An 11,565-nucleotide genomic window follows, 5' to 3' on the forward strand; every position below is an offset into this window, starting at 1 on the left:
CTCATGCCGAAGCGTGAAGATCTCAAGCACATCATGGTGATCGGCTCCGGCCCGATCGTCATCGGCCAGGCCTGCGAGTTCGACTACTCCGGCACCCAGGCCTGCCGGGTGCTGCAGTCCGAGGGCATCCGGGTCTCGCTGGTCAACTCCAACCCGGCCACGATCATGACCGACCCGGAGTTCGCCGACGCCACCTACGTCGAGCCGATCACCCCGGAGTTCGTCGAGCTGGTCATCGCCAAGGAGCGCCCGGACGCGATCCTGCCCACCCTGGGCGGCCAGACCGCGCTGAACACCGCGATCGCGCTGCACGAGAACGGCGTGCTGGAGAAGTACGGCGTCGAGCTGATCGGCGCGAACGTCGACGCCATCCGCAAGGGCGAGGACCGCCAGCTCTTCAAGGAGATCGTGGCGAAGGCCGGCGGCGAGACGCCGCGCTCGCGGGTGTGCCACTCGATGGACGAGGTACGCGAGACGGTCGCCGAGATCGACCTCCCGGTGGTCATCCGTCCCTCGTTCACCATGGGTGGCCTGGGCTCCGGCATGGCGCACACGCCGGACGACCTGGAGCGGATCGCCGGCGCCGGCCTGGCCGCCTCCCCGGTGCACGAGGTGCTCATCGAGGAGAGCGTGCTCGGCTGGAAGGAGTACGAGCTCGAGCTGATGCGCGACAAGCACGACAACGTCGTGGTCGTCTGCTCGATCGAGAACGTCGACCCGATGGGCGTGCACACCGGCGACAGCGTCACCGTCGCCCCGGCCATGACCCTCACCGACCGCGAGTACCAGCGCCTGCGTGACCTCGGCATCGCGGTGCTGCGCGAGGTCGGTGTGGACACCGGCGGCTGCAACATCCAGTTCGCGATCAACCCGGACAACGGCCGCCTGATCGTCATCGAGATGAACCCGCGGGTCTCCCGCTCGTCGGCGCTGGCCTCGAAGGCCACCGGCTTCCCGATCGCCAAGATCGCGGCGAAGCTGGCCATCGGCTACACCCTCGACGAGATCCCGAACGACATCACGCTGAAGACCCCGGCCGCCTTCGAGCCGGCCCTGGACTACGTGGTCGTGAAGATCCCGCGGTTCGCGTTCGAGAAGTTCCCGGGCGCGGACAAGGAGCTCACCACCACGATGAAGTCGGTCGGCGAGGCGATGAGCCTGGGCCGCAACTTCGCCGAGGCGCTGAACAAGGCCATGCGCTCGATGGAGACCAAGGCCACCGGCTTCTGGACCACCCCGGACCCGGACGAGTCGCTGGAAGAGACCCTGGCCACGCTCAAGGTGCCGCACGACGGCCGGCTCTACACCGTGGAGCGGGCGCTGCGCCTGGGCGCCACGGTCGAGCAGGTGCACGAGGCGAGCGGCCGGATCGACCCGTGGTTCCTGGACGAGATCAAGGCCCTGGTCGACCTGCGCGCCGAGATCCTGGCCGCCCCGGTTCTGGACGAGGAGCTGCTGCGCCGGGCCAAGCGGTCCGGGTTCTCCGACAGGCAGCTCGCGGCGCTGCGCCCGGAGCTGGCCGGTGAGGACGGGGTCCGGGCCCTGCGGCACCGCCTCGGGCTGCGGCCGGTCTACAAGACCGTGGACACCTGCGCGGCCGAGTTCCAGGCGAACACCCCGTACCACTACTCGTCGTACGACGAGGAGACCGAGGTCGCGCCGAGCGACCGTCCGAAGGTGATCATCCTGGGCTCCGGCCCGAACCGGATCGGCCAGGGCATCGAATTCGACTACTCCTGCGTGCACGCCGTGCAGGCTCTCCGAGGCGTCGACTTCGAGACTGTCATGGTCAACTGCAACCCGGAGACGGTCTCCACCGACTACGACACCGCCGACCGGCTCTACTTCGAGCCGCTCACCTTCGAGGATGTCCTCGAGGTGTTCCACGCCGAGGACAGCTCCGGCAGGGCGGCCGGCGGACCCGGTGTGGTCGGCGTGATCGTGCAGCTCGGCGGCCAGACCCCGCTCGGCCTGGCGAACCGGCTCAAGGCGGCCGGGGTGCCGATCGTCGGCACCACGCCGGAGTCGATCGACCTGGCCGAGGACCGCGGCCTCTTCGGCGCGCTGCTCGCCGACAACGGCCTGCGGTCGCCCGAGCACGGCACCGCCACCAGCTTCGACGAGGCCAAGGCGATCGCCGACGCGATCGGCTACCCGGTGCTGGTGCGCCCGTCGTACGTGCTCGGCGGCCGGGGCATGGAGATCGTCTACGACGAGCCGACCCTGCAGGGCTACATCGAGCGGGCCACGGAGATCTCCCCGGACCACCCGGTGCTGGTCGACCGGTTCCTGGACGACGCCATCGAGATCGACGTGGACGCGCTCTGCGACGCGACCGGCGAGGTCTACCTGGGCGGCGTGATGGAGCACATCGAGGAGGCCGGCATCCACTCCGGCGACTCGGCCTGCTCGCTGCCGCCGATCACCCTGGCCGCCTCCAACCTGGCCGAGGTACGCCGCTACACCGAGTCCCTGGCCCGCGGCATCGGCGTGCGCGGCCTGATGAACGTGCAGTACGCGCTCAAGGACGAGAGCCTCTACGTCCTGGAGGCGAACCCGCGGGCCTCGCGGACCGTGCCGTTCGTGTCGAAGGCCACCGCGGTGCCGCTGGCCAAGGCGGCCGCCCGGATCATGCTCGGCGCCACCATCGCCGAGCTGCGCGCCGAGGGCATGCTGCTGCCCGAGGGCGACGGCGGCTCCACCCCGGCGAACGCGCCGATCGCGATCAAGGAGGCGGTGCTGCCGTTCAAGCGGTTCCGCACCCTCTCCGGCAAGAACGTGGACAGCCTGCTCAGCCCGGAGATGAAGTCGACCGGCGAGGTGATGGGCATCGACGCCGGCTTCGGCCAGGCGTTCGCCAAGTCGCAGGCCGCCGCGTACGGCTCGCTGCCCACCGCCGGCAAGGTCTTCGTGTCGGTCTCCAACCGGGACAAGCGCTCGATGATCTTCCCGGTGAAGCGGCTGGCCGACCTCGGCTTCACGATCGTCACCACGGCCGGCACCGGCGAGGTGCTGCGCCGCTACGGCATCGACTGCGAGGTCGTCCCGAAGCACTACGAGGACCCCAGCCGCAAGAACGCCGTCGAGCTGATCCTGGCCGGCGAGATCTCGCTGATCATCAACACCCCGTCGGGTTCGGGCGCCAGCGCCCGGATGGACGGCTACGAGATCCGCAGCGCCGCCGTGACCGCGGACGTCCCGAGCATCACCACGGTGCCCGGCGCGGCCGCCGCCGTGATGGGCATCGAGGCGCTGATGCGCGGCGACATGTCCGTGCGGCCACTGCAGGATCTGCACAGGGCACTTCGGGGTAGCGAGTGAATCTCTTCACCGACGTCGCCCGGCCGGTTCTGTTCCGGCTGGGCGGCGGCGACGCCGAGCACGCCCACGAGTGGACGCTGAACCGGCTCGCCTCGCTCCCGGCGCCGGCCCTGGCCGCGCTGCGCCGCCGCTACGCCTTCTCCGCCCCGGTGGAGGCGTTCGGCGTGCACTTCCCGAACCGGGTCGGCCTGGCCGCCGGCATGGACAAGAACGGGATCGCGCTGCCCGCCTGGCCGGCGCTCGGGTTCGGCTTCGTCGAGGTCGGCACGGTCACCGCGAAGCCGCAGCCGGGCAACGACAAGCCGCGCCTGTTCCGGCTCCGGGAGAGCGAAGCGATCATCAACCGGATGGGCTTCAACAACCTCGGTGCGGCGGCCCTGGCCGAACGCCTGGCGGCCCTCGGGCCCATCGGGGTCCCGCTGGGCGTCTCGCTCGGCAAGTCCAAGGTGACGCCGCTGGAGGACGCCGTCGAGGACTACCTGACCTCCTACCGGCTGCTGCACCCGTACGCCGACTACATCGCGGTCAACGTCTCCTCGCCGAACACCCCGGGCCTGCGCACGCTGCAGGACCGGGACTCGATGGCGGCGCTGCTCAAGGCGCTGAACGGTCCGGTGCCGGTGCTGGTGAAGATCGCCCCGGACCTGACCGAGCCGGCCATCGCCGAGCTCCTGGAGGTCTGCCTGGAGCACGGCGCGGCCGGCCTGATCGCCACCAACACCACGCTGGCCCGCGACGGGCTCGCCGAGTCCGACCAGCACCTGGCGGGCGAGGCGGGCGGGCTCTCCGGCAAGCCGCTCACCGAGCGGGCCCGGGCGGTGGTCAAGTTCGTGCACGACGAGACCGGCGGGCGCCTGCCGATCATCGGGGTCGGCGGGATCATGTCGGTCGACGACGCGGCCCGGCTGCTCGACGCCGGCGCCTCGCTGGTGCAGCTCTACAGCGGCTTCATCTACCGCGGCCCGGACCTGGTCCGGGCGGTCGCCCGGGGCGCCCGCCCGATCCGCTCGCACCGGGCGCGATGAGCGAGCGCGAGCTCCTCGCGCTGGACCGGGCGCACGTCTGGCACCCGTACGGTCCGATGCCCGGCCGCAGCGACCCCTACCTGGTGGAGAGCGCCGAGGGGGTCCGGCTGCGGCTGGCCGACGGGCGGGAGCTGGTGGACGGCATGTCGTCCTGGTGGGCGGCGATCCACGGGTACCGGCACCCGGTGCTGGACGCCGCCCTGGCCGAGCAGGCCGGGCGGATGAGCCACGTGATGTTCGGCGGGCTCACCCACGAGCCGGCGATCCGGCTGGCCGCCACCCTGGTCGAGCTGACCCCGCCCGGCCTGGAGCACGTCTTCCTCTGCGACTCCGGCTCGATCGGTGTCGAGGTGGCGATCAAGATGGCCTTGCAGGCGCAGCGGGCCCTGGGCCGGCCCGGCCGGCAGCGGCTGGCGACCTGGCGCGGCGGCTACCACGGCGACACCTTCCACCCGATGAGCGTCTGCGACCCGGTCGGCGGGATGCACTCGCTCTGGACCGGGGTGCTGCCCGCCCAGGTCTTCGCCGGGCCGCCGCCGGCCGAGTATGACCCGGCCTACGCCGACGAACTGGCCGGCCTGATCGAACGGCACGCCGGCGAGCTGGCGGCGGTGATCGTGGAGCCGGTGGTGCAGGGCGCCGGCGGGATGCGGTTCCACCATCCGGAGTATCTGCGGGTGCTGCGTGAGGCGACGGCCGCGCACGGCGTCTTCCTGATCTTCGACGAGATCGCCACCGGCTTCGGGCGGACCGGGCGGTTCTTCGGCGCCGACCACGCCGGGGTCAGCCCCGACGTGATGTGCCTGGGCAAGGCGCTGACCGGGGGTTACCTGACCCTGGCGGCCACCCTGTGCACCGCCGAGATGGCTGCGGCGATCTCGGCGGGGGAGGGCGGCGGCCTGGCGCACGGGCCGACCTTCATGGGCAACCCGCTCGCCTGCGCCGTGGCGAACGCCTCATTGGGCCTGCTGCGGGCCGAGCCCGGCGACACCTACGGCGGGTGGGCTCAGCGCGTACCTCGGATCGAAAGCCTGCTGAGGGACGGCCTGGCGCCGCTGCGCGGGGAGCGCGGCGTCGCGGACGTGCGTGTCCTGGGCGCGATCGGCGTGGTCGAGCTGGACCACGACGTGGACGTGCCGAAGGCCACCGCGGCAGCGGTGGCCGAGGGAGTCTGGCTGCGGCCGTTCCGGAACCTGATCTACACGATGCCGCCGTTCGTGGCGGACGACGCCGACGTGGCCCGCATTACCGCGGGCATCACCGCCGCGGTGGCGGCTACCTGACACGGGAGAGGGAACTTAGCCATGGAGACCTTCGGCGAACGACTGCACGCGGCCGTCGCGGAGCGTGGTCCGCTCTGCGTCGGCATCGATCCCCATGCCTCGCTGCTGGCCCGCTGGGGCCTCTCCGACGACATCGCCGGCCTCGAACGCTTCAGCCGTACGGTGGTCGACGCGCTGGCCGATCGGGTGGCCGTTCTGAAACCACAGTCCGCGTTTTTTGAGAGATTTGGGTCACGTGGCGTCGCGATTCTTGAGTCAACTATCCGACAGTCGCGAGAGGCCGGCGCGCTCGTCCTGCTCGACGTGAAACGGGGCGACATCGGCTCGACGATGGCCGCGTACGCGTCCGCCTATCTGGATCCGGCGAGTTCTCTGCGTGCCGACGCGATTACTGTCAGTCCCTATCTCGGGGTCGGCTCATTGCAGCCGGCGTTCGACCTGGCGACCGCTCACGGCGGTGGTGTCTTCGTCCTGGCGTTGACCTCGAACCCCGAGGGTCCGGTCGTCCAACATGCGGTGACGGCGTCCGGAAAGACCGTCGCGCAGACCGTCATCGACGAGATTTCGCAGGTCAACGCGGGTGTGACGCCGCTCGGAAGTTTCGGGCTGGTGGTCGGCGCGACGATCGGCGAGACCGGTCATGACCTTTCCAAGATCAATGGTCCGCTGCTCTCGCCCGGGCTCGGAGCCCAGGGCGCGACCCCTTCCGACCTGCGCAAGGTCTTCGGCGAAAGTCTGCGGAACGTGTTGCCGTCGTACTCACGCGAGGTCCTCGCTGCGGGCCCGGAGATCACTGATCTGAGGGCCGCGACGAGCCGTGTTCTGGACGACTGCCGAGCCGCGCTCGGGTGAAACGGCCCGTTCACCTGGGCAAGTCCAGGGGTACCCCCACGTTGCCGAAAGCGCCGTTGACCGCTAGTTTTCCGGTCGCCGGGAACCACATGCCCCTTTGGTTCCCTGGCACACCACGTTTCACAGAAGCGCCGGTATTGCTACCGCCGCGTAAGGGACCTGAGGAGAACTGGTGCCGCTCCCGTCACTGAGCCCCGAACAGCGCCAAGCTGCGCTGGAGAAGGCCGCGGAAGTTCGCAAGGCTCGGGCTGAGCTCAAGGAACAGCTCAAGTCCGGGAAGACCACCCTCGCCGCCGTGCTCGACCGCGCGGAGGCTGACGAGGTCGTCGGCAAGCTGAAGGTCTCGGCCGTGCTTCAGGCGCTGCCGGGCATCGGCAAGATCCGCGCGACCCAGATCATGGAGAAGCTGAAGATCGCCGAGAGCCGCCGGCTCCGGGGTCTCGGCGACCAGCAGCGCAAGGCCCTCCTGGGGGAGTTCGCTGCGAACTGACTCATGGGCTCGTGTAGGAATGAGCCGTGAGCATGGATGACGACGCGCGCCCGGCAGCCCGCCTCACCGTCCTGTCCGGCCCCTCCGGGGTCGGCAAGGACAGTGTGATCGAGCTGATCCGGGCGCGCTCGCCTTGGATCCGGTTGTCGGTGTCGGTCACGACACGCAAGAAACGCGACTACGAGACCGACGGCGAGCACTACCACTTCGTGACCCGGTCCGAGTTCCAGCGCCTGATCGACGGCGACCAGCTGCTGGAGTGGGCGGAATTCGCGGGCAACCTCTACGGCACCCCCCGCGCGCAGGTCGAGGGCTGGCTCCAGCAGGGCCGGCCCGTTTTGTTGAAGATCGACCTGCAGGGCGCTCGTCAGGTCCGTGCGGCGATGCCGGAGGCCCAGTTGGTCTTCCTGGCCCCGCCCAGCGTCGACGAGCTGCAGCGCCGCCTGATCGGCCGGGGCACCGACGACGCGGAGACGATCAAGAAGCGCCTCGCGCACGCGGACGAGGAGCTGGCCGCCGAGGCGGAGTTCGACGTCACCGTGGTGAACGACTTCGTCGAGAGGGCCGCTGACGAGCTGGTAAGCTTGCTCGGTTCGTCATTTCTGACGCCCGCACAAGCTTCCGAGCATTAAGGAATCCACCACAGTGGGAACCATCGCGAACCCCGAAGGCATCACCAACCCGCCGATCGACGAGCTGCTCGACAAGACCTCGTCGAAGTACTCGCTGGTGATCTTCGCGGCCAAGCGCGCCCGCCAGGTCAACGCCTACTACAGCCAGCTGGGTGAGGGTCTCCTGGAGTATGTCGGCCCCCTGGTCGAGACCACGCCGCAGGAGAAGCCGCTCTCCATCGCGATGCGTGAGATCAACGCGGGCCTGCTGACGGCCGAGGCCACCGACAACCCGTAATCGTCGTTCATCGCTTGATCCCGCGTCCCGGTTCCTGGGCCGCGGGATCATTCGTTTTGTGAGGTGCCGGTGTGACTGAGGTCGTCCTGGGTGTGTGCGGGGGCATCGCCGCGTACAAGGCGTGTGAGCTGCTGCGGCTCTTCACCGAGTCGGGCCACGGGGTGCGGGTGGTGCCGACCGCCTCCGCGCTGAAGTTCGTGGGCGAGCCGACCTGGGCCGCGCTCTCCGGCCGCCCGGTCGCCACCGAGGTCTGGGACGACGCGCACGAGGTGCCGCACGTGCGGATCGGCCGCGCCGCCGAGCTGGTGGTGGTCGCGCCGGCCACCGCCGACCTGCTGGCCAAGGCGGCCCACGGCATCGCCGACGACCTGCTCACCAACACGCTGCTCACCGCGACCTGCCCGGTGGTCTACGCGCCGGCCATGCACACCGAGATGTGGGAGAACCCGGCGACGCAGGCGAACGTCGCGACGCTGCGGTCCCGCGGGGCGATCGTCATCGAGCCCGCGGTGGGGCGGCTCACCGGCAAGGACACCGGCAAGGGGCGGCTCCCCGACCCCGCCGCGATCTTCGAGCACGCGCTGCGCGTACATCGCAGGGGTGTTGACTTTGATCTGACGGGCCGGCACGTGGTGGTGACCGCGGGCGGGACCCGCGAGCCGCTCGACCCGGTCCGGTTCCTGGGGAACCGCTCGTCCGGCAAGCAGGGTTACGCGCTGGCCCGCTCGGCGGCCGCGCGCGGCGCCCGGGTGACGCTGATCGCGGCGAACGTCTCGCTGCCCGATCCGGCCGGCGTCGACCTGGTCCGGGTGGGCACCACCGAGGAGTTGCGCAAGGCGACGGTCGAGGCCGCCGCCGCGGCCGACGTCGTGGTGATGGCCGCGGCGCCGGCCGACTTCCGCCCGCAGTCGGTCGCGGCCCAGAAGATCAAGAAGACCGACGACGGTACGCCGGCGCCGATCGTGCTGACCACCAACCCGGACATCGCGGCCGAACTGGGCGCCGCGAAGCGCCATGGTCAGATACTTGTCGCATTCGCTGCCGAGACGCACGACGCGCTGGAGCATGCTCGTGCCAAGCTGGTGAAGAAACGTGCAGACCTGATCGTCGTTAACGAGGTGGGTCCGGACCTGGTTTTCGGCCAGGACCGGAACACGGTCACGCTGCTCGGTGCGGACGGCGCCACCGTGGCCCTCGGTGAACTCCCCAAAGACGATGTGGCCGATATGATTTTCGACCACGTTGTGGCACGCCTGGATGCCCAGGACAGTGACGTTCAGCGGGGCTGACTACACTTCCGCGTTACGTTGTATTCGACAATTCTGAGGAGCACCGTGGCACGCCGCCTGTTCACCTCCGAGTCGGTCACGGAAGGCCACCCGGACAAGATCGCTGACCAGATCAGCGACGGGATTCTCGACGCCCTGCTCGCGCAGGACCCGCGCAGCCGCGTCGCGGTGGAGACCCTGATCACCACCGGCCAGGTGCACGTGGCGGGTGAGGTCACCACGCAGGCCTACGCCGACATCCCCAAGATCGTGCGCGACACCATCCTGGGCATCGGTTACGACTCGTCGAAGAAGGGCTTCGACGGCGCCTCCTGCGGCGTCAGCGTCTCCATCGGCTCCCAGTCGCCCGACATCGCCCAGGGCGTCGACAGCGCCATCGAGCTGCGTGAGGGCGACTCCGACCACGTCCTCGACTCGCAGGGCGCCGGCGACCAGGGCATGATGTTCGGCTTCGCCTGCTCGGAGACGCCCGAGCTGATGCCGCTGCCGATCGCCCTCGCGCACCGCCTGGCCCGCCGGCTCTCCGCCGCGCGCAAGGACGGCACGATCCCCTACCTGCGGCCGGACGGCAAGACCCAGGTCACCATCGAGTACGACGGTCTGCGCCCGGTCCGCCTCGACACCGTCGTGGTGTCCTCGCAGCACGCCGCGGACATCTCGCTCGAGTCGCTGCTCACGCCCGACGTGCGCGAGCACGTCATCGGCCCGGAGCTGGAGGGCCTCGGCCTCGAGACCGAGGGCTACCGGCTGCTGGTGAACCCGACCGGGCGTTTCGAGATCGGCGGCCCGATGGGTGACGCCGGCCTGACCGGTCGCAAGATCATCGTGGACACCTACGGCGGTTACGCCCGGCACGGCGGCGGTGCGTTCTCCGGCAAGGACCCGTCCAAGGTGGACCGCTCCGCGGCGTACGCGATGCGCTGGGTCGCCAAGAACGTCGTTGCGGCCGGCCTGGCCGAGCGCTGCGAGACCCAGGTCGCCTACGCGATCGGCAAGGCCCACCCGGTCTCGCTGTTCGTCGAGACCTTCGGCACCGAGAACGTGCCGGTCGAGCGGATCGAGAAGGCCATCACCGAGGTCTTCGACCTGCGCCCGGCCGCGATCATCCGCGACCTCGACCTGCTGCGCCCGATCTACCAGCAGACCGCGGCCTACGGCCACTTCGGCCGGGAGCTGCCGGACCTGCGGTGGGAGAGCACCGACCGCGCCCAGGACCTCAAGAACGCCGCTTCCTGAGTCCCGCTTCTCCGAGAGCCGGCGCCGCGATCTCGCGGCGCCGGCTTTTCGTTTGATCTTCCCGGGACTTGTTTGCGTGTCTGTTCGCATGAGAGCTTCGGCCATGACCGCTGTCCAGGGTGAACGGGTGATCATCGTCCGGCACGCGATGCCGGCGGTCGATCCGGAGGTGCCGGCCGACCGGTGGCCGCTGGCCTGGGACAGCCGGGTCGCCGCCCGGCTGCTGCGGCTGCACGTCAGCCACCCGGCTTACTACGTCTCCAGCACCGAGCTGAAGGCCGCGCAGACCATGCAGGAGATCGCCGGCGCCCAGCGGGTGCTGACCGACGCGGGTCTGGCCGAGGTGCACCGGCCGCACGTGTGGTTCAGCGACGACGGCTACCGCGAGGCGGCGCTGGCGTACGCCGGTGGTTCCTGCCCATCCGGGTGGGAGCCGCAGGCCGCGGTGATCGCGCGCTTCGACGCGGCCGTCGTGCGGCACGCGGCGGCAGCCGCGGCCCAGGGCCGCACCTTGATCATCGGTACGCACGGACTGGCGCCCACGGTCTGGATGGCCAGCCGGTACCGGCTCGACCCGGACCCCGCGAGCTTCTGGGCGCAGTTGCGGTTCCCGGACATCGTCGAGATCGATCTGCGCACCGAGCGGATCAGCTGCCTGACCCACTGAGCCGCGCCGTTCCGCTCGCCGCCGCGGGAAGTGTCAGAGGGGCCGGGCAGAATGTTCGGCGATGGGTAGCAAGGGAACACGCAGCGAGCGGGAGCCGGCCGAGCGGCTGCCCGTCGCCCGGGTGTGTGTCGACATGTCGCTCGCGCATCTCGACCGGCCCTTCGACTACCTGGTGGCGGCGGCCGATGACGCGGCGGCGCAGCCCGGGGTGCGGGTCAAGGTGCGCTTCGCCGGGCAGTTGGTGAGCGGGTTCCTGCTGGCCCGCACCGAGCGGTCGGAGCATGCCGGCAAGCTGGCCTATCTGGAGAAGATCGTCTCGCCGGAGCAGGTGCTCGATCCCGAGGTGGCCCGGGCCGCGCGGGCGGTGGCCGATCGCTATGCGGGCAATCTGGCCGACGTGCCTGATGTTCAAGCTGCTGCGTTCCCCGGTGAACGAACCGCGCTGGATGGCCGGCATCGACCCGGACAGCCCGGGTCTGCGGCTGGCCGCGCA

10 protein-coding genes and 1 pseudogene are annotated in these 11,565 nt (G+C 70.2%); all 11 read left to right on the top strand.

The window, feature by feature from the left end:
* Nucleotides 1–3: 3 nt before the first annotated feature.
* Nucleotides 4–3,321 (top strand): carbamoyl-phosphate synthase large subunit, encoded by a 3,318-nt coding sequence (gene carB / locus AB0F81_RS34290; protein ID WP_360203993.1) that lies wholly within the window; start codon nt 4–6, stop codon nt 3,319–3,321.
* The gene (locus tag AB0F81_RS34295) at nt 3,318–4,346 is read left to right on the top strand and encodes a quinone-dependent dihydroorotate dehydrogenase (RefSeq protein ID WP_360203995.1); all 1,029 of its coding nucleotides are present in this window, start codon (nt 3,318–3,320) and stop codon (nt 4,344–4,346) included. Before carB ends, AB0F81_RS34295 begins: the two co-directional genes overlap by 4 nt.
* Entirely contained in the window at nt 4,343–5,629 is a 1,287-nt protein-coding gene (locus tag AB0F81_RS34300) for an adenosylmethionine--8-amino-7-oxononanoate transaminase (protein WP_360203996.1), read from the top strand. Before AB0F81_RS34295 ends, AB0F81_RS34300 begins: the two co-directional genes overlap by 4 nt.
* Before the next feature lie 21 nt (nt 5,630–5,650).
* On the top strand, nt 5,651–6,481 hold the full coding sequence (gene pyrF / locus AB0F81_RS34305; protein ID WP_360203997.1) for an orotidine-5'-phosphate decarboxylase: 831 nt from the start codon (nt 5,651–5,653) through the stop codon (nt 6,479–6,481).
* 172 nt (nt 6,482–6,653) lie between these two features.
* The gene (gene mihF / locus AB0F81_RS34310) at nt 6,654–6,971 is read left to right on the top strand and encodes an integration host factor, actinobacterial type (protein WP_014446317.1); all 318 of its coding nucleotides are present in this window, start codon (nt 6,654–6,656) and stop codon (nt 6,969–6,971) included.
* A gap of 32 nt (nt 6,972–7,003) precedes the next feature.
* Entirely contained in the window at nt 7,004–7,603 is a 600-nt protein-coding gene (gmk, locus tag AB0F81_RS34315; protein WP_360203999.1) for a guanylate kinase, read from the top strand.
* 13 nt (nt 7,604–7,616) lie between these two features.
* A complete protein-coding gene (gene rpoZ, locus AB0F81_RS34320) occupies nt 7,617–7,880 on the top strand; it encodes a DNA-directed RNA polymerase subunit omega (protein WP_015623990.1) in 264 nt (87 codons plus the stop codon).
* A gap of 71 nt (nt 7,881–7,951) precedes the next feature.
* Nucleotides 7,952–9,169 (top strand): bifunctional phosphopantothenoylcysteine decarboxylase/phosphopantothenate--cysteine ligase CoaBC, encoded by a 1,218-nt coding sequence (gene coaBC / locus AB0F81_RS34325; RefSeq protein WP_360204002.1) that lies wholly within the window; start codon nt 7,952–7,954, stop codon nt 9,167–9,169.
* A 45-nt stretch (nt 9,170–9,214) separates the two neighbouring features.
* Nucleotides 9,215–10,405 carry a methionine adenosyltransferase gene (gene metK / locus AB0F81_RS34330; protein ID WP_360204003.1) on the top strand — a complete coding sequence of 397 codons (1,191 nt, stop codon included), beginning with the start codon at nt 9,215–9,217 and terminating at the stop codon, nt 10,403–10,405.
* 103 nt (nt 10,406–10,508) lie between these two features.
* Nucleotides 10,509–11,072, top strand: a complete 564-nt coding sequence (locus AB0F81_RS34335; protein WP_360204004.1) for a hypothetical protein — start codon at nt 10,509–10,511, stop codon at nt 11,070–11,072.
* A gap of 133 nt (nt 11,073–11,205) precedes the next feature.
* Nucleotides 11,206–11,565 (top strand): annotated as a pseudogene (locus tag AB0F81_RS34340) (primosomal protein N'); the annotation flags it as partial.

The organism is Actinoplanes sp. NPDC024001, assembly GCF_040638955.1.
Lineage (GTDB): Bacteria > Actinomycetota > Actinomycetes > Mycobacteriales > Micromonosporaceae > Actinoplanes.